Raw genomic sequence first — 21135 nt, forward strand, 5'->3', positions numbered from 1 at the left:
ATGAAAAAGATAGCAATTTTAATAGTTGGTATATTGGTTTCTAATATCCTTTTTGCACAAAAAATAGAACATAAAATAACCGTAACTGCACCGCAGCTGGCTAATGAAACTATGCTTTTAGCCTATCACTATGGCAAAAAACAATACATTTCCGATACTTTTCAATTTGACAAGAAAGGAAAATTGGTAATGGAAGGCGAAGAACCAATGCACCACGGTGTTTATTTGGCTGTTTTTCCAAAATTTGGCAATAGATATTTTGAATTTTTAGTAAAAGGTCAGTTTTTTGACATAACCTTAGCCGATACTTCGCAACTTAACAAGCCTACTTTTAAAAATTCGCCAGATAATGATTTGTTTTATGCCGATATGAATAAAATGGCTGATATAAGAAAACAAAGTCAGGAACTGGAAGCTAAGGTAAAAAGTAGCCAAGGTGCTGCAAAAGAAAAATATGAGGCAGAGCTTAAAAAATTAAATAATGATTTTATAGGCTACAGAGAAAAACTAATGGAAACTAATAAAAATCTTTTTTATGCAGATTTATTGGGAATGATGCGAGAAATAGACCTACCGGACGCACCTGAAAGTATGACAGAAGATGAACAAAATAATTTCCGCTTTGAGTATTTTAGAAAGCACTATTGGGATTACACCAATTTTAGCGAAGAAGGTATAATACGCACTCCTATTTTTGAAGGAAAATTACTTGACTATTTTGATAAATACACTGTAAAACTGCAAGATTCTGTAATAGTAGCTTGCGATTATGTGCTAAAAAAAGCAGAGCAAAACGATAAAGTTTTTCAGTATGTTTTAGTTACACTTTTAAACAAATATGCCAATAGCAAAGTTATGGGCGATGATGCTGTATATGTACATTTGGTTAACAACTACTATGCAACAGACAAAGCATGGTGGACAGACGAAGAAACCGTTAATAAAATGAAAGAACGTGCCGGAGCATTAGAACCTATTTTAATAGGCAAAATATCTCCGGACTTAAACCTAAGAGATACTACTGTTACTAATTTTGTAAGATTGCACTCAGTTGAAAGCGATTATACCATTATATTTATATGGGATCCGGATTGTGGACACTGCAAAAAAGCAGCTCCTGTTTTAAAGAAATTTTACGACAAGCATAAAAATGACGGCATAAAAGTATATGCTATAACTACTGTAAGTATAGAGGAATTAGACAAATGGAAAAAGTTTATTAGAGAAAATGATTTAAACTTTATAAACGTAGGCGATTTATATCATCAAACAAAATTTAGAGATTTATACGACATAAGTAGCACACCGCAAATTTTTATTTTAGACAGCAAAAAAGAAATTATTGCTAAAAGATTAGGTGTAGAACAATTAGAAAACTTCTTTCATCAATACTTAAAAATTAAAGATGATGCCCGATACAACAATTTTGAATTTAAAAAAGTAGAACCTTTAGAAGAAGGACATAATGAGCATGACGGACATGGGCATTAATTTTTTTTATTAGCTTTTATTTCTGCTACTCGTGGCACGACTTGAAGTCGTGCCACGAGTATTTCCCCCACAGTCGGCTTCCTTTTCATTACGACCAACAAGAGATTGCTTCACTTCGCTCGCAAAGACGAACCCGCATGAGTGCGTCTTTGCGAGTGAGGCACGAGCGAAGCAAACTTTATAAATCTATTTGTCTATCCTCTCAAAATCTATTTCTATCTAAAAAATATTTTACTCTCACATATATAAGCTATTATATTTTACCGTATATTTATAAAAAAATATACAGCCATGAAAAATATAATTTTTCTATTCGTTCTTGCATCTCTATCTCTTTTATCGTGCAATAAAGAAACCACTCCCGATAAAAATATACCTGAAATAAACACCAAGCACAAAAGTTTGGTAGCAGCTTCTAATGATTTTGGCGTTGATTTATACAAAACAACTGTACAAAATGAAAATGAAGATGCCAATATTATTCTATCGCCTTTAAGTGTAAGCATGGCTTTTGGTATGCTTATAAATGGAGCAGAAGGAAACACCAAAACAGATATACTCAACACCCTGCATTTGGGTATTGATGAAACGGAAAGCAACCAAACTTGCAGAGATTTATTAGATTTTTTGCCCAATGTAGATACCGATGTGCAATGCGATATAGCAAATTCAATATGGTATAGAAACGGATTTAATGTGCTTCAAGAATTTATAGATGATAATCAGCAGTATTTAGATGCCGAAGTGCAGGGTTTAGATTTTGAAAATCCTAATGCAAAAGATATTATAAATGAATGGGTTTATAATAATACCAATCAAAAAATAGACGGCATTATAGATGAAGTACGTCCCGACCATGTAATGTTTTTAATAAACGCCATTTACTTTAATGCCGCATGGAATGAAGAATTTGAAACACAACACACTTACCAAAGTAATTTTACTACAAATAACGGTAATCAAGTTCCTGTAGATATGATGCACAGCAGTGCTATTGATTTTGGATATTACCAAAACAATAATGTGGAAGTAGTTGATTTACCCTACGGTAATACTAAAAAATATCATTTTACGGCTATTTTGCCTAATGGAAATAATACCATTAGTCAGTTAAGCAACCAAATAAATATGACTGATGTAAATAATTGGGTTGCAGACTTAGAAACAGGACATGGATTAACTATTGATATGCCCAAATTTGAATTAGAATATGAAAAAGGACTTAAACAAATACTAAGCGACATGGGTATGGGTATTATTTTTAACCCTGATGCCGATTTTAGCGGAATTGACGGAGCAAGAGATTTGGCAGTATCGGATGTTAGACACAAAACTTATATGAAAGTTAATGAAGAAGGTACGGAAGCTGCTGCTGTAACTTCTATAGATATAGTGGTTACTTCCCTTCCGGCAGGAGTTTATATTAATCGTCCGTTTATATTGCTAATAAGAGAAGAAACTACGGGTGCTATTTTATTTATAGGTAGAATAAATAATCCTACTGAGTAGTCCTTTTTTCTGTAACGTAAAGTTTACCTCTTATCATCATTAGTATTCCTACTGCTACAAAAAACAAGCTTAACCACTGAGTATTTGTAAACGGACCAAAAAAAACATCAGGTTCTTTTACAAACTCAATAATAAATCTTCCGCCTAAAAACATAATGCCAAAAAGAGCTGTTAAAAAGCCATCTTTTAATTTTCGGGTAGAAAATAAATACCAAAATGTAAGAAAGCATATTAAATACCAAAAGGCTTCGTATAACTGCACTGGATGGCGGGGCAAAAGCAATGAATCTTTCAATGGGAAAACCATAGCCCAAGGTAAATCTGTTGGTTTACCGTATAATTCGCTATTCATAAAATTTCCTAAGCGAATAAAAACAGATGATAAGGCAGAAACTATAGCTACTTTATCTAAAATCCAAAGGAAAGTAAACTCTTTATACTTTTTTATAAAAAGTAAAATACAACACATAACACCCAGCATAGCTCCATGGCTTGCCATACCGCCATTCCAAATTTCAAATATTAAAAAAGGTCTGGCTAAAAACTCGTGCCAATGGTAATAAAGCACATCAAATATTCTTGCTCCCAATATGGCTCCAATAAATAAATACTGAATTAATAAAACTGCATAATGCTCTGATTTTCCCTCTTTTTTTAAAATAATTTTAGCTAAAAAATAAGAAGCTATTATAGAAAGCGACCAAGTTAAACCATACCAAGACAGGCTAATTACTCCAAAATCTATAGCAATGGGATTGGGCCGCCAAACAATAAAATTTAAAATATTAGAACCTGCAACGGCCATAAAGCAATAAATTTATTCTACTTTAAAAACTTAAAGTTTTTGCCGGGATAATAAGCTGTATCGCCAAGCTCCTCCTCTATTCTTAACAGTTGGTTGTATTTTGCCATTCTATCTGTTCTGCTGGCAGAGCCTGTTTTTATTTGCCCTGTATTTAAAGCCACTGCTAAATCGGCTATGGTAGTATCTTCTGTTTCGCCAGAGCGATGGCTCATAACTGAGGTATATTGATTTTTTGTAGCTAAATTAACGGCATTTATCGTTTCTGTTAAACTGCCTATTTGGTTTACTTTTATCAATATAGAATTAGCAATTTTTTCATCTATTCCTTTTTGTAGTCTATTGGTGTTGGTTACAAATAAATCATCACCTACCAACTGAATTTTATTCCCAATTTTATTAGTAAGTGCTTTCCAGCCAGCCCAATCGTCTTCGTCCATACCATCTTCTATTGAAACTATTGGATATTTTTTTGTCCAATCTGCCCAATAACTCGCCATCTCTTCACTGCTTAATTTTCTATTATCTGACTTATGGAAATGATAAACTTTTTCTTTCTTATCATAAAACTCCGAAGCTGCCGCGTCCATGGCTATAAATATATCTTCGCCAGGTTTATATCCGGCTCTTTCTATTGCCGTTAATACGGTTTCTATAGCCTCTTCATTGCTTTTAATATTTGGAGCAAAACCTCCCTCATCGCCTACATTTGTAGAATATCCTTTACTGTGCAATACTTTTTTAAGATTATGAAATATATTCACTCCTTTGTGTAATGCCTCGCTAAAAGTATCGGCACCGAATGGCATAACCATAAATTCTTGAAAATCTATACTATTATCGGCATGGCTTCCACCATTTAAAATATTCATCATAGGCACAGGAAGCGTATTGGCATTAACACCTCCTACATATCTAAAAAGTGGCTGATTACTTGCCGTAGCCGCTGCTTTTGCCACCGCCATGGATACAGCCAAAATAGCATTTGCTCCAAGTTTGCCTTTATTGACTGTTCCATCAGCTTTTATCATTAAGCTGTCTATTAAATTTTGCTCAAAAACGCTAACACCTATTATTTCTTCCGCTATTGTTTCATGTATATTTTCAATAGCTTTTCTCACACTTTTCCCTAAGTAATAGTTTTTATCTCCATCTCTTAGTTCTACGGCTTCGTGCACACCTGTAGATGCCCCACTGGGTACTGCCGCTCTGCCAAAAAATCCATCTTCGGTTATTACATCTACTTCAACAGTTGGGTTTCCTCTTGAATCTAAAATTTGTCTTGCTCTTATGTCTATTATTAGGCTCATTTTTGTAATGATTAATTTTTAGTGGTTAATTTTTAATTCTTTCAACCTGACAGGTTTTTATTTTTAAGGTTTATTATTTTCCATTAATTCTTCAAATCTATCAAACAAATATCTTGAATCGTGAGGCCCGGGAGAAGACTCCGGATGATATTGCACAGAAAATGCCGGCTTATTTTTAATAGCAATTCCCTCTATAGTATTATCGTTTAAATTTACGTGAGTAATCTCCACAGTACTGCTACTTTCTATATCTTCTCGGCTCACTTCAAAACCATGATTTTGAGAAGTAATTTCACATTGTCCTGTTTTAATGTTTTTTACAGGATGATTTATTCCCCTGTGTCCGTGGTGCATTTTATAGGTGCTTATGCCATTAGCTAAAGCCAGTAACTGATGTCCCAAACAAATACCGAATAATGGTTTATTATTGTCCATTACTTTTTTTACGGTATCAATAGCATAAGTTGCCGGAGCGGGGTCGCCAGGACCATTAGAAATAAAATATCCATTTGGATTGAATGTTTCCATTTCTTCAAAAGAAGTTTTGGCAGGGAAAACTTTGATATAAAAATCTCTTGCTCCCATTATTTTTAGCATATTTTGCTTTATACCCATATCTAAAGCTGCCACACGGTATTTTGCATTTTCATTGCCTACGGTATAAGCCTGTGCTGTAGATACTTTAGAAGCCAATTCTAAACCGTCCATATTGGGTGCTTTGTGCAGTTCTGCTTTCAATTTATCTATAGTATCCAGCTCTGACGAAATAATACAATTCATAGCACCTTTATCTCTAACATGTGTAACCAATGCCCGCGTATCTATATTGCTAATGCCTACAATTTTATTGTCTATAAAAAATTGCTCTAAAGATTCTTCTGTTTGCAGTCTTGAAAATCTTTCAGAGAAATTTCTACATATCATCCCGGAAATTTGCACTTTCCCCGATTCCATTTCTTTATCTATAGATCCATAATTTCCTATGTGTACATTGGTCATTATAACTATTTGCCCATAGTATGATGGATCGGTAAATACTTCTTGGTAGCCGGTCATTCCTGTATTAAAACATATTTCGCCATAGGTAGTTCCTTTTAATCCGAAAGATAAACCTTCATAGTAAGTTCCATCGTCTAAAAGTAAAAATGCTTTGTCTGTAGAGCTCATATTTTCAATATTTTGGCGAAATTAAGGCTAATTATTTTTAAGTTCAACCAATTTATTAAGATGATATAAACAAAAAGGGATAAACGCTGTGTTTATCCCTTTTGTATATTTTAATTTGTTCAAAATCTTATTCTTCAGATTTTGTTTCTTCTGCCGATGCTTCAGGAGCTTCTTTAGCAGGTGCTTCTTCTTTTTTAGCTTCTGTAGTAGTAGCTTCAGCTTTTTTACTTCCGCCTCTTCTGCTTCTTCTTGTTTTAGATTTACGGTCTTCTTTAGCTTGAGTGTAAATGGTATTAAAATCTACAAACTCAATCATAGCCATTTCAGCACCATCGCCCGGTCTAAATCCTGTTTTAATAATACGTAAGTAGCCTCCCGGTCTGTCTCCAATTTTAGGTGCTACTACCTCAAACAATTCTTTAGAAGCTTGCTTGCCATGTGCGTTGCTACCTAAGTAAGAATATACCACACGTCTGTTGTGTGTTGTATTCTCTTTTGATTTTGTAACTACAGGCTCAACAAATTTTCTTAATGCCTTAGCTTTAGCTAAAGTGGTAAAAATTCTTTTGCTTATAATTAAAGAACTTGCCATGTTTGACAACATAGCATTTCTATGTGCAGTTTTTCTTCCTAAATGATTAATTTTCTTAGCGTGTCTCATTGCCTCAAGTTATCTATAAATTTTTATAATTATTTCTCGTCTAATTGATATTTTGAAATATCCATGCCAAAGCTTAAACCTTTTTCTATCAGCATAGCTTCTATTTCTACTAATGATTTTTTACCAAAATTTCTGAATTTTAATAAGTCATTTGTATTAAATCTTACCAACTCTTCTAAGCTGTTAATTTTAGCCGCTTTTAAGCAGTTGTATGCTCTAACTGAAAGATCTAAATCTTCTAAATTAGTTTTTAATAGCTTTCTCATTTGAAGTACGTGCTCATCTACTATATCATCTTGATGGCTGTCAAAATCTTCAAAAGTTATATTCTCGTCAGACACTAACATTAAGTGCTGAATTAATATTTTAGCTGCTTCTTTAACCGCATCTTCCGGGTGGATAGTGCCGTCTGTAGTAACTTCAAGGTTTAAAGCTTCATAGTCTGTACGTTGTTCTACACGTGTATTTTCTATTGTGTATTTTACATTTTTTATTGGTGTAAAAATAGAATCTACAGCTATAAAACCTACAGGCTCATCTTCAAACTCATGCTCTTCAGCAGCTACGTATCCTTTGCCTCTTTTTATAGTTAACTCTACTTCTAAAGTAACTACAGGCTCTAAATTGCATATTACTAACTCCGGATTCATAACAGAATAAACATTAGTATGTTTTTCTATATCGCCAGCCGTAAATTGCTCTTTATTTTTAATGGTTAAAAAGATTTTGTCAGATTCATTTTCGTCATCTAACACTTTCTTTAAACGTACTTGTTTTAAGTTTAATATTATTTCTGTTAAATCTTCTAATACACCTCTTACCGTAGAAAACTCATGTTCTACACCGCTTATTTTAACGCCTACAATAGCATATCCTTCTAAAGAAGATAACAATACTCTTCTTAACGAATTACCAACTGTAACACCAAAACCCGGTTCCAAAGGTTTAAATTCAAAGATACCTTCAAAGTCAGTAGCCTTTTGTAATAATATTTTATCTGGTTTTTGAAATGATAATAATCCCATTTGATAATTTTTATTTTATTATTTAGAGTAAAGTTCAACTATTAATTGTTCGTTAATGTTTTCAGGTATAAGTTCTCTTTCCGGCAAAGAAATTAATCTACCTTTCATGGCATGAGGGTCAAATTCTAACCACTCAAATTTGCTTGTTGTAGCTCCTATAGAAGCTTTAATTGGCTCTAATGATTTAGAACGCTCTCTCACTTCTACTACATCTCCGGGACGTAATTGGTAAGAAGGGATATTTACAACATCGCCATTAACAAGAATATGTTTGTGTCCTACAAACTGACGTGCTTGCGAACGTGTAGAAGCTATACCTAAACGGTAAACTACGTTGTCTAATCTTGCTTCTAACATTTGCAATAATATTTCACCTGTTACGCCATCTTTACGAGATGCTTTTTCAAAAACATTTCTAAACTGACGCTCTAACAAGCCGTAGATGTATTTAGCTTTTTGCTTTTCTTTAAGCTGCACACCATAGTCAGATAAAGATTTTCTTCTTCTTGAAGAACCGTGTTGCCCCGGGGCATATTTTCTTCTATCAAAGTATTTATCTTCTCCGTAGATTGCTTCGCCAAATTTTCTTGCTATTTTGGTTTTTGGACCTATATATCTTGCCATTGTATCTTCTTTCTTGTCTTTAAATTAATTATACTCTTCTTCTTTTAGGAGGACGACATCCATTGTGAGGTATTGGAGTTGTATCTTTTATTAAAGTAACTTCTATACCACTTGCTGCCACAGTTCTTATAGCAGACTCTCTACCTGAGCCCGGTCCTTTTACAAACACTTCTGCTTTTCTCATTCCTGCATCATAAGCTGTTTTTGCTGCATCTTCTACTGCTACTTGTGCTGCATAAGGTGTGTTCTTTTTAGAACCTCTAAAGCCGGCTTTACCTGCCGAACCCCAAGAAATAGTTTCTCCTTGGCTGTTTGCAAATGTTACAATTATATTGTTAAAAGTAGCTTTTATGAATACTTTTCCTTCATTTCCTACTTTTACGCTATTCTTTTTAGCTTTTCCTTTTGCAGTGGTTTTACCCTTGCCAGTTCCTTTTTTAGTTGTAGCCATATCTTTTTACTCCTAATTATTATTATTTATTACTTAGTTGCTTTTTTCTTGTTAGCAACAGTTTTTCTCTTACCTTTTCTTGTTCTTGAATTATTCTTAGTACGCTGACCTCTTAAAGGCAAGCCTTTTCTATGACGTATTCCTCTATAACATCCAATATCTTGAAGACGTTTAATGTTTAACTGAATTTCTGATCTAAGCTCACCTTCTACTTTAATATTGTCGCCAATATGTTTATTAATGTTAGCTACGTCATCATCATTCCATTCGCTAACTTTTTTATTGGGGTCAATACCTACTGCCTCTAAAATTTCTTGTGCTCTGGTTTTGCCTATACCAAAAATGTATGTTAATCCTATAACACCTCTTTTATTTCTTGGTAAATCTGTTCCTGCTATTCTTGCCATTTGTTATAAATTTATCCTTGTCTTTGTTTAAATTTTGGATTCTTTTTGTTTATGATATATAAACGTCCCTTTCTTTTCACAACTTTACAATCAGCACTACGCTTCTTTATTGATGCTCTTACTTTCATAATTCTTGTTTTTTATTTATACCTATAGGTAATTCTTCCTTTATTCAAATCGTATGGCGACATTTCTACTGCAACTTTATCTCCCGGTAAAATTTTAATGTAATGCATTCTCATTTTACCGCTAATATGTGCTACAATTTCATGACCATTTTCTAACTGAACTCTAAACATTGCATTAGATAATGCTTCTGTTATTGTTCCATCTAATTTTATTAAATCTTGTTTTGCCATATTTATTTAACTACAATTTCTTGTAGATTTTTATTTTTTGCGATTTTTCTATCTATAACATCAAAATCGGTTAATAGTTCCGCTTTCTCTTTTTTAACTACAATGTCGTGTTCGTAATGAGCACTTACCTTGCCGTCTCTTGTTAAAATAGTCCAACCATCTTTATCTTGAACAACATGTCTTGTTCCCAAATTTATCATAGGTTCAATAGCTAAAACCATATTTTCTTTAAGTTTAGCTCCTTGCCCCCTTTTCCCATAATTAGGCACTTCCGGATCTTCATGAAGTGCTTTTCCAAGTCCATGTCCTACCAATTCTCTTACTACACCATAGCCGTGTTCTTTTTCACAGTATTGATGTATGGCAAAACCTATATCTCCAACTCGCTTACCTACTACAGCTTGTTCTATACCTAATTCTAATGATTTTCTGGTTACATGAAGTAGTTTTAGTACTTCTTCGCTTATTCCTTGCAAAGCAAATGTAAACGCTTGATCACCATAATATCCATTAAGTAAAGCACCGCAGTCTATAGATAAAACATCACCATCTTTAATTTCAACATTATTGGGTATTCCGTGTACTACAGCACTGTTCATTGAAAAACAAAGTGTATTGGGAAACCCATTATAACCTTTAAACCCCGGCTTAGCACCATGGTCTCTAATGTATTCCTCTGCTAATTTATCTATTTGCAAAGGAGTTACTCCCGGTTTTATGTGTGCTGAAATTTCAGCTAGTGTGTTGGAAACAAGTAATGAACTTTCACGAATTAATCCGATTTCTTCTTCTGTTTTTATCATTCTTTTAAATAGAAGCCCCAACACTATGTCTTCCTTTAAGTTTTGATCCTCCCTGCATTAAGCCATCGTAATGACGCATCATTAAATGACTTTCTATTTGTTGTAATGTATCTAAAATTACCCCTACCATAATTAATAAAGATGTACCTCCAAAAAAGTAAGCAAATCCTGTATTAACACCACCTATCATTGCAAATGCAGGTAAAATAGCTATAAATCCTAAAAATATAGAGCCCGGTAAAGTTATTCTTGACACTACCGTATCTATAAATTCTTCTGTATGTTTTCCGGGTTTAATGCCCGGTATAAATCCACCGTCTTTTTTAAGCTGGTCAGCTATCTGCTGCGGATTAACCACCATAGCGGTATAGAAATAAGTAAATACTACTACTAATAAGAATGTAAATATATTGTATAACAAACTCTTAGGATCATTAAATGAATTTACAAACCATCCACTTGCATTTTCTCCTGCTATAAACTGGTAAACCACAGAAGGCAAAAACATAATAGCTTGTGCAAATATTATTGGCATTACTCCCGATGCGTTTACTTTTAAAGGTAAATATTGTCTATTTCCTCCGGCTTGCATCATTTTGCCACCTTGCACTACATTTCTTTTAGCATATTGTATGGCTACTCTTCTTGTAGCTTGTACTAAAGCTATACTTACTAATATAATAATGAAAAGTATTACTAATTCAAATATAAATATTACTAAGCCTCCACCGCTGGCTCCAAATCTTGCAGTAAGTTCTGCTAAGAAAGAACCCGGCAAACCTGCCATAATACCAATCATAATTAATAATGAAATACCATTTCCTATTCCATTATCTGTAATTTTTTCTCCTAACCACATGGCAAATAATGTACCTGCGGTTAAAACTATCATGGCTGTAAGCGTAAACAATACCGGTGAAAATCCTTCTACTATGCTTATTCCATTATTATTTAAAAGAGTAAGGTATCCTGCACCTTGCACCATTGTTACAACTATTGTTAAATATCTTGTAATTTGGTTTATTTGGCGTGTACCACTCTCTCCTTCTTTCTGCAATTTTTGGAAATAAGGTACAGCTATAGTTAATAACTGTACGGCAATTGAAGCAGAGATATAAGGCATAATTCCTAATGCCATTATAGACGCTCTACTAAAAGCACCTCCCGCAAAAACATTTACCATTCCTAAAATACCATTTTGAGCCCTATCTGCTAAAGCGTCAAGGCTTGTAGGGTCAACACCAGGAATAACAATGTAAGAACCTATTCTATAAACCAATACTAATAGTAAGGTGTAAAGAATCTTGTTTCTAAGTTCTTCTATTGAAAAAATGTTTTTTATGGTTTCAATAAATTTCACAGTATCCGTTTATTTTATTTAATTTCTGTAAAACTTCCACCTGCTTTTTCAACTTTTTCTTGAGCTGATTTGCTGATAGCGTGTGCAGAAATATTTAATTTAGTTTTCAATTCGCCATTACCTAATACTTTAACTAATTTAGATTTTTGTATAATATTCTTCTCAGTTAAAAATTCTATATTAATGGTATCTACTTTATATTTATCGGCATAATATTGAAGCTGACCTACGTTTAGTGCTTCATAATCTGTTCTATTAATATTTTTAAACCCTCTTTTAGGTATTCTTCTTTGAAGTGGCATTTGTCCTCCTTCAAATCCAAATTTACGAGAGTATCCTGAACGAGATTGAGCTCCTTTATGACCTTTTTTAGATGTTCCACCTTTTCCAGAGCCTTGTCCTCTACCTACTCTTTTAGAATTGTGTGTAGAACCTTTTGCAGGTTTTAAGTTACTTAAATTCATAGTTATATTTCTTCTACTTTTAATAAATGGGCAACTTTGTTTATCATACCTTTTATTTGTGGGGTACTTTCAAACTCATTGCTTTGTCCTATTCTTCTAAGCCCTAAAGCTTGCATTGTAGCTTTTTGATCTTTAGGTCTTTTTATAATACTCTTTACTTGTGTTACTTTAAATTTTGCCATGACTCTTATCCGTTAAATACTTTCTTCAATGATACTTTTCTATCTTTTGCTACTGAATAAGGATCTCTAAGTTTTAACAAAGCATCTACAGTAGCTCTAATAACGTTTGCAGGATTGTTTGAACCTTTAGATTTTCCTAATACATCATGTACGCCTGCTGCTTCTAATACAGCTCTCATTCCACCACCTGCTATTACTCCTGTACCTTCAGATGCCGGACGCATTAATACTTTTGCGGCTCCAAATTTTCCATCTTGCTCATGAGGTATTGTTCCTTTTAATATTGGAACTTTAACTAAGTTCTTTTTAGCATCGTCCACAGCTTTTTGAATAGCTTCTGTTACTTCTCTTGCTTTTCCCATTCCATGTCCTACTACGCCTGCACCATCGCCTACTACTACTAAAGCTGAGAAACCGAAAGTTCTACCACCTTTAGTAACTTTTGCTACTCTTCTTATGCTTACAACTTTCTCTTTTAAATCTAATTCAGATGCTCTTATTATAAATGATTTTCCTGCCATTTTATTCTTTTGTTTTCTAGAATTTTAATCCGTTTTCTTTTGCTCCTTCTGCTAAGGCTTTTACTCTTCCTTGAAATCTGTATCCGTTTCTGTCAAATACTACTTCGCTTATATTTACAGCTTTAGCTTTATCTGCTAATATTTTTCCTACTGCTATAGATTGCTCTACTTTAGTACCACCAGAAACAGCTGCATCTTTAGAAGAAGCTGACGCTAATGTATGTCCGGCTAAATCATCTATTAATTGAGCATAAATTGCCTTGTTACTTCTAAAAACACTAAGTCTAGGTCTTTCAGCAGTACCAGCAACTTTTTTTCTAATGCCGTGTTTAATTCTTTCTCTACGTTTAATATTACTAATTCCCATTTTGGCTTATTTTTTAGCAGATTTACCTTCTTTTCTTCTAATATATTCTCCTTTAAAGCGAATACCTTTTCCTTTATATGGTTCAATTTTTCTAACAGACTTAATTCTTGCTGCTATTTGACCTATAAGTTGTTTATCGTTACTTTCTAAAGTAACTAAAGGTGCTTTCCCTTTTTCCATTGCAGCCTGTACTTTAACTTCTTCCGGAAGTAAAAATACTACCGGGTGAGAATATCCAACTGCAATTTCTAATACTTGACCTGTAGCTTGAGCTCTAAAACCAACACCCACAAGCTCTAATTCTTTTTTATATCCATTAGAAACACCTTCTACCATATTGGCTACTAAGGCTCTTGTTAAACCATGTAGTGCTTTGTGGCGAATTTGATTTGTTGGTCTTTCAACTGTTAACTTGCCGTCTTCAACTTTGATTTTCATATCTCTGTCTATTGCCTGAGTTAATGCTCCTCTTTTACCTTTTACGGTAAGTAAAGAACCCTCTTGCTTAACTTCAACACCCTGTGGCAAAGTGATTACTGCATTTCCTATTCTAGACATGTTTCTAAATTTTCTTTTGTTTTATTAATATACTTTACACAAAACTTCTCCACCTACGTTCAAGTCTCGGGCTTCTTTATCTGTCATTACACCTCTTGATGTTGACACGATAGCTATTCCCAATCCGTTTAAAACGTGTGGCAAATCGTTAGAACCTTTAAACATTCTTTTACCTGGTTTTGAAGCTCTTTGAATAGATCGCATAACGGGTTTGTTATTGCCATCATATTTTAAAGCTATCATTATTTTACCTTGACCACCAAAAGCTTCATCTTCAAACTTATATTTTAAGATGTAACCTTGATCGTAAAGAATTTCTGTTATTCTTTTCTTTAAATTAGATGCCGGTATCTCAACTGTTCTGTGTTGAGCCATTTGTGCGTTTCTAATTCTTGTTAAATAATCCGATATTGTATCAAAATACATTGTATATTGTTTTTTATTATTACCAACTTGCTTTTGTAACACCAGGTATTTTACCACTTGATGCTAACTCTCTAAATGTTACTCTACTTATACCAAAATAACGGATATAACCTTTTGGTCTTCCTGTTAATCCACATCTGTTTTTTAAACGTACTGGCGATGCGTTTTTTGGTAATTTATCTAAAGCTTCATAGTCTCCAGCTTCTTTTAATGCTTTTCTTTTTTCAGCATATCTGGCTACTAATCTTTCTCTTTTTACTTGTCTTGCTATTATTGATTTTTTAGACATAATCCTCTCTTATTATTTTTTAAATGGCAAACCAATTAGTTTTAACAATTCCATAGCTTCTTGATCTGTTTTAGCAGTTGTTACTATTGTAATATTAAAACCACTAATGTTTTTCACTTTATCAATATCTATTTCCGGAAATATAATTTGCTCTGTTATTCCAAAGTTATAGTTTCCTCTTCCGTCAAATCCTTTATTGTTAATTCCTTGAAAGTCTCTTACCCTTGGTAATGCTACAGAAATTAAACGATCTAAAAATTCGTACATTTTATCTCTTCTTAAAGTTACTTTTGAGCCTATTGGCATATTTTCTCTTAACTTAAAGTTTGAGATAGCTTTTTTAGATAAGGTAGCTACTGCTTTTTGTCCTGCTATTTCAGACATTTCTTGTACAGCTACATCAACTAATTTTTTATCGCTAACGGCACCGTCAACACCTTGGTTTAGTGAAATTTTCACTATTTTAGGTACTGCCATTATTGAAGTGTATCCAAATTTCTCTTTTAAAGCCGGTACTACTTCTTCTAAATACTGTTTTTGTAAACGTGGTGTATAACTCATAATTAAATTACTCCTCCTGATTTCTTAGCAATTCTTTCTACTTTTCCGCCTTCTCTTTTAATGCCTACTCTTGTAGGTTTTCCAGATTTAGGATCTATTAATGAAACATTTGAAATGTGTATAGAAGCCTCAGTAGAAATTATTCCACCGTCAGGATTCTTAGCACTTGGTTTTGTATGTTTCTTAACCACGGCAACATCTTCAACAATAATTCTTGAAACTTCCGGCAAAACTTCTAATACTTTACCTTCTTTTCCTTTATCATTTCCTGCTATAACAACTACTTTGTCGCCTTTCTTAATTTTAAACTTAGGTTCAAATCTTTTCTTACTCATCGTTCTAAATATTAAATAACTTCTGGAGCTAACGCTACAATTTTCATATAATCTTTGTATCTCAACTCACGAGCTACAGGTCCAAAAATACGTGTTCCTCTCATTTCATCTTGAGCATTTAACAATACTACTGCATTGTCGTCAAAACGAATATGGGAACCGTCTGCTCTTTTAATGGCTTTTTTTGTTCTAACAACTACAGCTTTATGTACTGTACCTTTTTTAGCGTTGCCGTTTGGCAATGCTTTTTTTACAGATACTACTACTTTATCGCCTATTGATGCATATCTTCTTTTTGAACCGCCTAGTACTTTTATTACCAGCACTTCTTTTGCACCACTATTGTCTGCAACACTTGCTCTTGATTCTTGTTGTAACATATTATTTAGCTCTTTCTATTATTTCAACTAATCTCCATCTCTTCTTTTTGCTGAGAGGTCTTGTTTCCATTATTTTCACAAGATCTCCTTCATTGCACTCGTTATTCTCGTCATGTGCAGTGTATTTTTTGCTTTTTTTCAAAAACTTGCCATACATAGGGTGAATAACTTTTCTTTCTACCACAACGGTAATGGTTTTATCCATTTTATTGCTGGTAACTATCCCCGATCTTGTCTTTCTTAATTTTCTTTCTACTGTTTCCATTAATCCTTTTAATTTGCAGAATTTTCTAATTCTCTTCTTCTAAGTTCTGTTAATAATCTGGCAACATCTCTTCTCATTGCTCTAATTTTTAACGGATTATCTACTGCAGAAATAGCGTGTGTAAACTCTAGTTTTTTCAACTTTAGTTTAGTTTCACTACTTTTCTCAATCAACTCATCTGTTGTTAATTGCTTTATATCTTCTTTATTTAATGCCATTGCTATTAATTTAAGCTTCTACGTAATCTCTTCTTGTTATTACTTTAGTTTTCACAGGTAGTTTTTGTGCAGCTAAACGCAATGCTTCGTTTGCTACTGCTGAACTAACTCCATCTACTTCAAACATAATTCTTCCAGGTTTAACTACAGCCACCCACCCTTCAGGTGCTCCTTTACCTTTACCCATTCTCACCTCTAATGGCTTGCTTGTGTACGGTTTATCCGGAAATATTCTAATCCAAACTTTACCTTCCCTTTTCATATATCTTGTTAAAGCAATCCTTGCTGCTTCAATTTGACGGTTGGTAATCCAGCTTGAATCTAAAGATTTTAAACCAAAGGTACCAAATGCCACCGTAGAACCACGACCGGCATTACCTTTCATTTTCCCTTTCTGCTGTTTTCTATATTTTACTCTTTTAGGTAATAACATCTTTATTTATTATTTACGCTTCGCAAATTTTCTTTTTTGTTTTGTTTTCTTTCCGTCATCTGTTTTAGGCGATAAATCTCTAGCTCCTAAAACTTCTCCTTTACAAATCCAAACTTTAACTCCAATTTTACCATAAATTGTTTGAGCTTCCACTAAAGCATAATCTATATCTGCTCTTAAAGTTTGTAATGGCGTTCTTCCTTGCTTATATTCTTCTGCTCTTGCCATTTCAGCTCCACCCAATCTACCAGAACAACGCACTTTTATTCCCTGTGCTCCCATTCTCATGGTAGAAGCTATTGCCATTTTTACAGCTCTTCTAAAATTAACACGAGCTTCTAATTGTTTAGCAATGCTTTCTGCAACTATTGTAGCGTCTAATTCCGGTCTTTTAATTTCAACAATATTAATTTGAACATCTTTTCCGGTAAGTTTCATTAACTCTTGTTTAATGGCATCTACCTCTGTTCCTCCACGTCCTATTATTATACCCGGACGAGAAGTATGCACTGTTACTACTATTCTTTTTAATGTTCTTTCTATTATTATGGTAGAAAGACCACCTTTAGAAATACGTGCATTTAAGTATTTTCTAATTTTTACATCTTCAACTAGCTTTTTGTCAGAGTCTTCACCTGGATACCAGTTAGAGTCCCAGCCTCTGATGACACCTAGTCTGTACGATATTGGATTAATTTTTTGCCCCATTAATTTCTTTTATTTTTAAGACGCTTTGATAAAATTGGAGTGCAAATGTAAGGAATAATATTGGAATTAGAAACCTTTATTTCATTTTTTTTGTATTTTTTTCACTACATCAATTTTTATGCAGTTGATAAATACCCTCCTACTCCTATTTACAGCTTTTTATCTTGCTTATTTTTCAAATAAAAATGCTTATCAAAATTTTGATAAGCATTTTTATTATATTTTATTTACTATAAAACTATTCTTCAGATTTAGCTTCTTGTGCTACACCTTCTTTTCTGCTTCCTACCACTATAGTTATATGGTTAGAACGTTTTCTTATTCTATGAGCTCTACCTTGTGGTGCCGGTCTAAAACGCTTTAGCATTTTGCCACCATCTACCCACGCAGATTTTACATATAAATCATACTCCTCAGGCTGCAATTTGTGATTTTGTGCCCAGTTATTAACTGCCGACATCAACAATTTTTCAATTTTTGGAGCAGATTCTTTATTCGTAAACTTTAAAATATTTAAAGCTTCATCTACATTTTTACCTCTTATTAAATCAACTACTAATCTTGTTTTTCTAGTTGACGTTGGGTTATTTCTTAATTTTGCTACAGCTTCCATTTCCTATTTTATTTAAGATGTAAGATATAAGACATAAGATTTTAAGACTTACTTAGGCTTTTATCTTTACTAAATTTTTAAAACTATTTTATTTTCTTACTTGAATGTCCTCTAAATTGTCTTGTAGGAGAAAACTCGCCTAATTTATGACCTACCATATTTTCTGTAACATATACCGGTATAAATTTATTACCATTATGCACAGCTATTGTATGTCCTACCATGTCAGGAATAATTAAACTTGCTCTTGACCAAGTTTTAATAACCGTTTTTTTGCCTGATTCGTTTTGAGCATCAATTTTCTTTAACAAATGATGTGCTACGTAAGGTCCTTTTTTTATTGAACGTGCCATAATCTTCTACTTATTTTGATTTTCTCTTACTAATTATTAATCTGTTTGATGCTTTGTTTTTCTTTCTTGTTTTTAAACCTTTAGCATAAACTCCTGTTCTTGAACGTGGGTGTCCTCCGGAGTTACGCCCTTCTCCACCACCCATTGGGTGATCTACCGGGTTCATTACCACACCTCTTGTTCTTGGTCTTATTCCTTTCCATCTTTTTCTTCCTGCTTTTCCGTATCTTGTTAAGTTATGGTCGGCATTAGAAACAGAACCTATTACGGCTAAACAAGTTTGTAATATCATTCTTGTTTCGCCAGAAGGCAATTTTATAATAGCATATTTACCGTCTCTTGAGTTTAACTGAGCATAAGAACCAGCACTTCTGGCTATTTGTGCTCCTCTTCCCGGTTGCATTTCTATATTGTGTATTACAGAACCTAATGGAATATCTGATAAAAACATGGCATTACCCACTTCTGGTTTTGCTGTTTTGCCAGCCACTACTTTACTTCCTACCGATAAACCGTTTGGAGCTATTATGTATCTTTTTTCTCCATCTTCGTACTGCAATAATGCTATACGAGCTGTTCTGTTCGGATCGTATTCTATAGATAAAACTTCTGCTTTAACATCTTGTTTATCTCTTTTAAAATCAATAATACGATATTTACGTTTTGATCCTCCTCCTCTATATCTTGTAGTTATTCTACCGTTAGAGTTTCTACCACCTGTTTTTTTCAAAGTGGTAACCAATGATTTTTCAGGTTTATCGGTTGTAATTTCAGCAAAATCACTCCCCACTCTGAATCTCATTCCCGGTGTTACCGGTTTAAATTTCTTAATTCCCATTTTTTTACTTTTTTGTGGATTATCTTTCTATAATTATATATTTTCATAGAAATCAATTGTATCGCCTTCCACAAGACTCACAATTGCTTTTTTATAAGATGGTTTTCTTCCTGAAGCCACGCCAGATTTTGTATATCTTACTTTAGATTTTGCAGGTATAAGGTGCGTTCTTACTTTGTCAACACTTACTCCGTACATTTTTTCTATAGCTTCTTTTATTTGCAACTTGTTAGCATCTTTATCTACTACAAAAGTAAATCTATTCATTTTCTCTTGCGTAGCGTTTGATTTTTCAGTAACAACCGGCTTTATTAATATATCTTCTACTATTCTCATGGCTTCTTATTATTTGTTGAAATATTCTAAACTGCTTTCACTTAATATAAGTTTATTGCAATTCATAATTTCATAAGTATTCAAATCTTTTACGGTTTTCACTCCAGAACCTTTACAGTTTCTTGATGAAAGCACCACATTTTTATCTATACTGTTACTTACGTAAAGTCCTTTCTTTTCTACACCTAAATTAGTTAAAAATGTAACAAATTCTTTAGTTTTTGGTGCATCCATTTTTAAATCTTCTACTACTACTATGCCTTCATTTTGTGCTTTGTAGGTTAATGCAGAATATCTTGCTAAGGCTTTAACTTTTTTGTTTAATTTAAAACCATAGTTTCTTGGGCGTGGACCAAAAATACGACCTCCACCTCTTAATATTGGACTTTTAATATCTCCAAAACGAGCACCACCACTACCTTTTTGTTTTCTTATTTTTTTAGTAGAACCTGCTATTTCAGAACGTTCTTTAGCTTTGTGAGTTCCTTGTCTCTGATTAGCTAAATATTGTTTTACGTCTAAATATATAGCGTGGTCGTTAGGCTCTATACCAAATACCGAGTCAGGCAATTCTACTTGTCTTCCTGTTTCTTTTCCAGCTGAGTTTAATACTTTAACTTTCATCTTATTTGCCCTCCACTATTATTGTTGAACCTTTATGACCCGGAACGCTACCACTTACTATAAGTAAATTGTCTTCCGCAATCATTTTTAATACTTTTAATCCTTGAGCTTTAACACGGTCGCCACCCATTCTGCCTGCCATTCTTGTACCTTTAAATACTCTTGACGGTGTAGAACATGCACCTATTGACCCCGGTGCTCTACCTCTGTTGTGTTGTCCGTGTGTTTGCATTCCCACACCTTTAAATCCATGACGTTTTACAACACCTTGAAATCCTTTTCCTTTAGAAGTTCCTACTACAGATACAGCTTCGCCTTCTTCAAAAATATCTAAAGTGATTTCATCACCTACGTTTTTGTCAAAGCTAAAATCTCTAACTTCCATTAAATGTCTTACTGGGTCAACTCCTGCTTTTTTGAAGTGCCCTAACATAGGTTTTGGTGTGTTTTTTTCTTTCTTTTCGCCAAACCCTAACTGTACGGCATTGTATCCGTCAGTTGCTTCTGTTTTAACTTGGGTAACAAAACAAGGTCCTACTTGCAACACGGTGCAAGGAACTCTTTTGCCTTTGCTGTCAAAGACATTTGTCATCCCAATTTTTGTTCCTAAAATAGCTTTCATCTGCTTTTTTTTAATTAATTAAAAAATACTTAGTTCAGATGGAACTTATTCCGATAAAATTATCGGAACATTG

Annotated in this window: 34 protein-coding genes; 2 read left to right on the forward strand and 32 right to left on the reverse strand. The window is 33.6% G+C overall.

Annotated features, from left to right (window positions below; all coding sequences use genetic code 11):
* Window positions 1–1491 (forward strand): DUF5106 domain-containing protein, encoded by a 1491-nt coding sequence (locus H6578_06950; protein ID MCB9226882.1) that lies wholly within the window; start codon window positions 1–3, stop codon window positions 1489–1491.
* 291 nt (window positions 1492–1782) lie between these two features.
* Window positions 1783–3000 (forward strand): serpin family protein, encoded by a 1218-nt coding sequence (locus H6578_06955; protein MCB9226883.1) that lies wholly within the window; start codon window positions 1783–1785, stop codon window positions 2998–3000.
* On the opposite strand, the gene lgt is transcribed toward H6578_06955, so the two are convergent.
* The 32 genes from lgt to rplC form a co-directional block, all read right to left on the reverse strand.
* Window positions 2990–3805, reverse strand: coding sequence for a prolipoprotein diacylglyceryl transferase (gene lgt / locus H6578_06960; GenBank protein MCB9226884.1), 816 nt, complete (start codon window positions 3803–3805; stop codon window positions 2990–2992). The two genes, H6578_06955 and lgt, sit on opposite strands and share 11 nt — an antisense overlap.
* A gap of 17 nt (window positions 3806–3822) precedes the next feature.
* Window positions 3823–5112: a phosphopyruvate hydratase gene (gene eno / locus H6578_06965; GenBank protein MCB9226885.1), complete on the reverse strand. Its 1290-nt coding sequence runs from the start codon at window positions 5110–5112 to the stop codon at window positions 3823–3825.
* 63 nt (window positions 5113–5175) lie between these two features.
* Complete coding sequence (carA, locus tag H6578_06970) at window positions 5176–6279, reverse strand: glutamine-hydrolyzing carbamoyl-phosphate synthase small subunit (protein ID MCB9226886.1); 1104 nt, start codon at window positions 6277–6279, stop codon at window positions 5176–5178.
* 127 nt (window positions 6280–6406) lie between these two features.
* The gene (gene rplQ / locus H6578_06975) at window positions 6407–6940 is read right to left on the reverse strand and encodes a 50S ribosomal protein L17 (protein ID MCB9226887.1); all 534 of its coding nucleotides are present in this window, start codon (window positions 6938–6940) and stop codon (window positions 6407–6409) included.
* A gap of 29 nt (window positions 6941–6969) precedes the next feature.
* Window positions 6970–7965: a DNA-directed RNA polymerase subunit alpha gene (locus H6578_06980; protein ID MCB9226888.1), complete on the reverse strand. Its 996-nt coding sequence runs from the start codon at window positions 7963–7965 to the stop codon at window positions 6970–6972.
* An 18-nt stretch (window positions 7966–7983) separates the two neighbouring features.
* Window positions 7984–8589 carry a 30S ribosomal protein S4 gene (gene rpsD, locus H6578_06985; protein MCB9226889.1) on the reverse strand — a complete coding sequence of 202 codons (606 nt, stop codon included), beginning with the start codon at window positions 8587–8589 and terminating at the stop codon, window positions 7984–7986.
* A 28-nt stretch (window positions 8590–8617) separates the two neighbouring features.
* On the reverse strand, window positions 8618–9040 hold the full coding sequence (gene rpsK, locus H6578_06990) for a 30S ribosomal protein S11 (GenBank protein MCB9226890.1): 423 nt from the start codon (window positions 9038–9040) through the stop codon (window positions 8618–8620).
* 29 nt (window positions 9041–9069) lie between these two features.
* Window positions 9070–9447: a 30S ribosomal protein S13 gene (gene rpsM, locus H6578_06995; protein ID MCB9226891.1), complete on the reverse strand. Its 378-nt coding sequence runs from the start codon at window positions 9445–9447 to the stop codon at window positions 9070–9072.
* Window positions 9448–9458: 11 nt separating this feature from the next.
* The gene (gene rpmJ, locus H6578_07000; protein ID MCB9226892.1) at window positions 9459–9575 is read right to left on the reverse strand and encodes a 50S ribosomal protein L36; all 117 of its coding nucleotides are present in this window, start codon (window positions 9573–9575) and stop codon (window positions 9459–9461) included.
* A 12-nt stretch (window positions 9576–9587) separates the two neighbouring features.
* The gene (gene infA, locus H6578_07005) at window positions 9588–9806 is read right to left on the reverse strand and encodes a translation initiation factor IF-1 (protein MCB9226893.1); all 219 of its coding nucleotides are present in this window, start codon (window positions 9804–9806) and stop codon (window positions 9588–9590) included.
* A gap of 2 nt (window positions 9807–9808) precedes the next feature.
* Window positions 9809–10609, reverse strand: a complete 801-nt coding sequence (map, locus tag H6578_07010; GenBank protein ID MCB9226894.1) for a type I methionyl aminopeptidase — start codon at window positions 10607–10609, stop codon at window positions 9809–9811.
* Window positions 10610–10613: 4 nt separating this feature from the next.
* Complete coding sequence (gene secY, locus H6578_07015; GenBank protein ID MCB9226895.1) at window positions 10614–11969, reverse strand: preprotein translocase subunit SecY; 1356 nt, start codon at window positions 11967–11969, stop codon at window positions 10614–10616.
* Window positions 11970–11983: 14 nt separating this feature from the next.
* Complete coding sequence (gene rplO, locus H6578_07020) at window positions 11984–12433, reverse strand: 50S ribosomal protein L15 (GenBank protein ID MCB9226896.1); 450 nt, start codon at window positions 12431–12433, stop codon at window positions 11984–11986.
* A gap of 2 nt (window positions 12434–12435) precedes the next feature.
* Entirely contained in the window at window positions 12436–12615 is a 180-nt protein-coding gene (gene rpmD / locus H6578_07025; GenBank protein MCB9226897.1) for a 50S ribosomal protein L30, read from the reverse strand.
* Window positions 12616–12620: 5 nt separating this feature from the next.
* On the reverse strand, window positions 12621–13136 hold the full coding sequence (rpsE, locus tag H6578_07030; GenBank protein ID MCB9226898.1) for a 30S ribosomal protein S5: 516 nt from the start codon (window positions 13134–13136) through the stop codon (window positions 12621–12623).
* Between the two features lie 16 nt (window positions 13137–13152).
* A complete protein-coding gene (locus H6578_07035) occupies window positions 13153–13503 on the reverse strand; it encodes a 50S ribosomal protein L18 (GenBank protein ID MCB9226899.1) in 351 nt (116 codons plus the stop codon).
* Window positions 13504–13509: 6 nt separating this feature from the next.
* Window positions 13510–14061 carry a 50S ribosomal protein L6 gene (gene rplF / locus H6578_07040; protein ID MCB9226900.1) on the reverse strand — a complete coding sequence of 184 codons (552 nt, stop codon included), beginning with the start codon at window positions 14059–14061 and terminating at the stop codon, window positions 13510–13512.
* Window positions 14062–14085: 24 nt separating this feature from the next.
* Window positions 14086–14487 carry a 30S ribosomal protein S8 gene (rpsH, locus tag H6578_07045; protein ID MCB9226901.1) on the reverse strand — a complete coding sequence of 134 codons (402 nt, stop codon included), beginning with the start codon at window positions 14485–14487 and terminating at the stop codon, window positions 14086–14088.
* A gap of 19 nt (window positions 14488–14506) precedes the next feature.
* Window positions 14507–14776 carry a 30S ribosomal protein S14 gene (gene rpsN, locus H6578_07050; GenBank protein MCB9226902.1) on the reverse strand — a complete coding sequence of 90 codons (270 nt, stop codon included), beginning with the start codon at window positions 14774–14776 and terminating at the stop codon, window positions 14507–14509.
* Window positions 14777–14788: 12 nt separating this feature from the next.
* Window positions 14789–15337 carry a 50S ribosomal protein L5 gene (gene rplE, locus H6578_07055; GenBank protein ID MCB9226903.1) on the reverse strand — a complete coding sequence of 183 codons (549 nt, stop codon included), beginning with the start codon at window positions 15335–15337 and terminating at the stop codon, window positions 14789–14791.
* A 2-nt stretch (window positions 15338–15339) separates the two neighbouring features.
* A complete protein-coding gene (rplX, locus tag H6578_07060) occupies window positions 15340–15672 on the reverse strand; it encodes a 50S ribosomal protein L24 (protein MCB9226904.1) in 333 nt (110 codons plus the stop codon).
* 11 nt (window positions 15673–15683) lie between these two features.
* Entirely contained in the window at window positions 15684–16052 is a 369-nt protein-coding gene (gene rplN / locus H6578_07065) for a 50S ribosomal protein L14 (GenBank protein MCB9226905.1), read from the reverse strand.
* Between the two features lies 1 nt (window position 16053).
* On the reverse strand, window positions 16054–16317 hold the full coding sequence (gene rpsQ, locus H6578_07070; GenBank protein ID MCB9226906.1) for a 30S ribosomal protein S17: 264 nt from the start codon (window positions 16315–16317) through the stop codon (window positions 16054–16056).
* A gap of 8 nt (window positions 16318–16325) precedes the next feature.
* Window positions 16326–16535 (reverse strand): 50S ribosomal protein L29, encoded by a 210-nt coding sequence (rpmC, locus tag H6578_07075; GenBank protein ID MCB9226907.1) that lies wholly within the window; start codon window positions 16533–16535, stop codon window positions 16326–16328.
* Between the two features lie 10 nt (window positions 16536–16545).
* Window positions 16546–16968: a 50S ribosomal protein L16 gene (gene rplP, locus H6578_07080; protein ID MCB9226908.1), complete on the reverse strand. Its 423-nt coding sequence runs from the start codon at window positions 16966–16968 to the stop codon at window positions 16546–16548.
* A 9-nt stretch (window positions 16969–16977) separates the two neighbouring features.
* A complete protein-coding gene (gene rpsC, locus H6578_07085) occupies window positions 16978–17676 on the reverse strand; it encodes a 30S ribosomal protein S3 (GenBank protein MCB9226909.1) in 699 nt (232 codons plus the stop codon).
* A gap of 238 nt (window positions 17677–17914) precedes the next feature.
* Window positions 17915–18289: a 50S ribosomal protein L22 gene (gene rplV / locus H6578_07090; protein MCB9226910.1), complete on the reverse strand. Its 375-nt coding sequence runs from the start codon at window positions 18287–18289 to the stop codon at window positions 17915–17917.
* A gap of 83 nt (window positions 18290–18372) precedes the next feature.
* On the reverse strand, window positions 18373–18642 hold the full coding sequence (rpsS, locus tag H6578_07095; protein ID MCB9226911.1) for a 30S ribosomal protein S19: 270 nt from the start codon (window positions 18640–18642) through the stop codon (window positions 18373–18375).
* Window positions 18643–18652: 10 nt separating this feature from the next.
* Entirely contained in the window at window positions 18653–19480 is an 828-nt protein-coding gene (gene rplB / locus H6578_07100; GenBank protein ID MCB9226912.1) for a 50S ribosomal protein L2, read from the reverse strand.
* Window positions 19481–19513: 33 nt separating this feature from the next.
* Window positions 19514–19816 (reverse strand): 50S ribosomal protein L23, encoded by a 303-nt coding sequence (rplW, locus tag H6578_07105; GenBank protein MCB9226913.1) that lies wholly within the window; start codon window positions 19814–19816, stop codon window positions 19514–19516.
* 9 nt (window positions 19817–19825) lie between these two features.
* A complete protein-coding gene (gene rplD / locus H6578_07110; protein MCB9226914.1) occupies window positions 19826–20440 on the reverse strand; it encodes a 50S ribosomal protein L4 in 615 nt (204 codons plus the stop codon).
* 1 nt (window position 20441) lies between these two features.
* The gene (rplC, locus tag H6578_07115; GenBank protein MCB9226915.1) at window positions 20442–21062 is read right to left on the reverse strand and encodes a 50S ribosomal protein L3; all 621 of its coding nucleotides are present in this window, start codon (window positions 21060–21062) and stop codon (window positions 20442–20444) included.
* Between the last annotated feature and the right edge of the window lie 73 nt (window positions 21063–21135).

This window comes from Chitinophagales bacterium, assembly GCA_020635995.1.
In the GTDB taxonomy this organism is placed as follows: domain Bacteria; phylum Bacteroidota; class Bacteroidia; order Chitinophagales; family UBA8649; genus JAFMKE01.

Bases quoted from the DNA above. Each gene is read 5' to 3' on its own strand.
- lgt (MCB9226884.1), bottom strand. From the start codon at position 3,805: ATGGCCGTTGCAGGTTCTAATATTTTAAATTTTATTGTTTGGCGGCCC.
- rpsM (MCB9226891.1), bottom strand. From the start codon at position 9,447: ATGGCAAGAATAGCAGGAACAGATTTACCAAGAAATAAAAGAGGTGTT.
- infA (MCB9226893.1), bottom strand. From the start codon at position 9,806: ATGGCAAAACAAGATTTAATAAAATTAGATGGAACAATAACAGAAGCA.
- rplE (MCB9226903.1), bottom strand. From the start codon at position 15,337: ATGAGTTATACACCACGTTTACAAAAACAGTATTTAGAAGAAGTAGTA.
- H6578_06980 (MCB9226888.1), bottom strand. From the start codon at position 7,965: ATGGGATTATTATCATTTCAAAAACCAGATAAAATATTATTACAAAAG.
- map (MCB9226894.1), bottom strand. From the start codon at position 10,609: ATGATAAAAACAGAAGAAGAAATCGGATTAATTCGTGAAAGTTCATTA.
- H6578_06950 (MCB9226882.1), top strand. From the start codon at position 1: ATGAAAAAGATAGCAATTTTAATAGTTGGTATATTGGTTTCTAATATC.
- rpsQ (MCB9226906.1), bottom strand. From the start codon at position 16,317: ATGGAAACAGTAGAAAGAAAATTAAGAAAGACAAGATCGGGGATAGTT.
- rplX (MCB9226904.1), bottom strand. From the start codon at position 15,672: ATGAGTAAGAAAAGATTTGAACCTAAGTTTAAAATTAAGAAAGGCGAC.
- rplF (MCB9226900.1), bottom strand. From the start codon at position 14,061: ATGTCTAGAATAGGAAATGCAGTAATCACTTTGCCACAGGGTGTTGAA.
- rpsK (MCB9226890.1), bottom strand. From the start codon at position 9,040: ATGGCTACAACTAAAAAAGGAACTGGCAAGGGTAAAACCACTGCAAAA.
- rplO (MCB9226896.1), bottom strand. From the start codon at position 12,433: ATGAATTTAAGTAACTTAAAACCTGCAAAAGGTTCTACACACAATTCT.
- rplW (MCB9226913.1), bottom strand. From the start codon at position 19,816: ATGAGAATAGTAGAAGATATATTAATAAAGCCGGTTGTTACTGAAAAA.
- rpsH (MCB9226901.1), bottom strand. From the start codon at position 14,487: ATGTATTTTGATACAATATCGGATTATTTAACAAGAATTAGAAACGCA.
- rpsE (MCB9226898.1), bottom strand. From the start codon at position 13,136: ATGGCAGGAAAATCATTTATAATAAGAGCATCTGAATTAGATTTAAAA.
- rplN (MCB9226905.1), bottom strand. From the start codon at position 16,052: ATGTTACAACAAGAATCAAGAGCAAGTGTTGCAGACAATAGTGGTGCA.
- carA (MCB9226886.1), bottom strand. From the start codon at position 6,279: ATGAGCTCTACAGACAAAGCATTTTTACTTTTAGACGATGGAACTTAC.
- rplV (MCB9226910.1), bottom strand. From the start codon at position 18,289: ATGGAAGCTGTAGCAAAATTAAGAAATAACCCAACGTCAACTAGAAAA.
- rplC (MCB9226915.1), bottom strand. From the start codon at position 21,062: ATGAAAGCTATTTTAGGAACAAAAATTGGGATGACAAATGTCTTTGAC.
- rpmD (MCB9226897.1), bottom strand. From the start codon at position 12,615: ATGGCAAAATTTAAAGTAACACAAGTAAAGAGTATTATAAAAAGACCT.
- H6578_06955 (MCB9226883.1), top strand. From the start codon at position 1,783: ATGAAAAATATAATTTTTCTATTCGTTCTTGCATCTCTATCTCTTTTA.
- rpsD (MCB9226889.1), bottom strand. From the start codon at position 8,589: ATGGCAAGATATATAGGTCCAAAAACCAAAATAGCAAGAAAATTTGGC.
- rpmJ (MCB9226892.1), bottom strand. From the start codon at position 9,575: ATGAAAGTAAGAGCATCAATAAAGAAGCGTAGTGCTGATTGTAAAGTT.
- rplD (MCB9226914.1), bottom strand. From the start codon at position 20,440: ATGAAAGTTAAAGTATTAAACTCAGCTGGAAAAGAAACAGGAAGACAA.
- rpmC (MCB9226907.1), bottom strand. From the start codon at position 16,535: ATGGCATTAAATAAAGAAGATATAAAGCAATTAACAACAGATGAGTTG.
- rplP (MCB9226908.1), bottom strand. From the start codon at position 16,968: ATGTTATTACCTAAAAGAGTAAAATATAGAAAACAGCAGAAAGGGAAA.
- H6578_07035 (MCB9226899.1), bottom strand. From the start codon at position 13,503: ATGGGAATTAGTAATATTAAACGTAGAGAAAGAATTAAACACGGCATT.
- rplB (MCB9226912.1), bottom strand. From the start codon at position 19,480: ATGGGAATTAAGAAATTTAAACCGGTAACACCGGGAATGAGATTCAGA.
- rpsC (MCB9226909.1), bottom strand. From the start codon at position 17,676: ATGGGGCAAAAAATTAATCCAATATCGTACAGACTAGGTGTCATCAGA.
- eno (MCB9226885.1), bottom strand. From the start codon at position 5,112: ATGAGCCTAATAATAGACATAAGAGCAAGACAAATTTTAGATTCAAGA.
- rpsS (MCB9226911.1), bottom strand. From the start codon at position 18,642: ATGGCACGTTCAATAAAAAAAGGACCTTACGTAGCACATCATTTGTTA.
- rplQ (MCB9226887.1), bottom strand. From the start codon at position 6,940: ATGAGACACGCTAAGAAAATTAATCATTTAGGAAGAAAAACTGCACAT.
- rpsN (MCB9226902.1), bottom strand. From the start codon at position 14,776: ATGTCTAAAAAATCAATAATAGCAAGACAAGTAAAAAGAGAAAGATTA.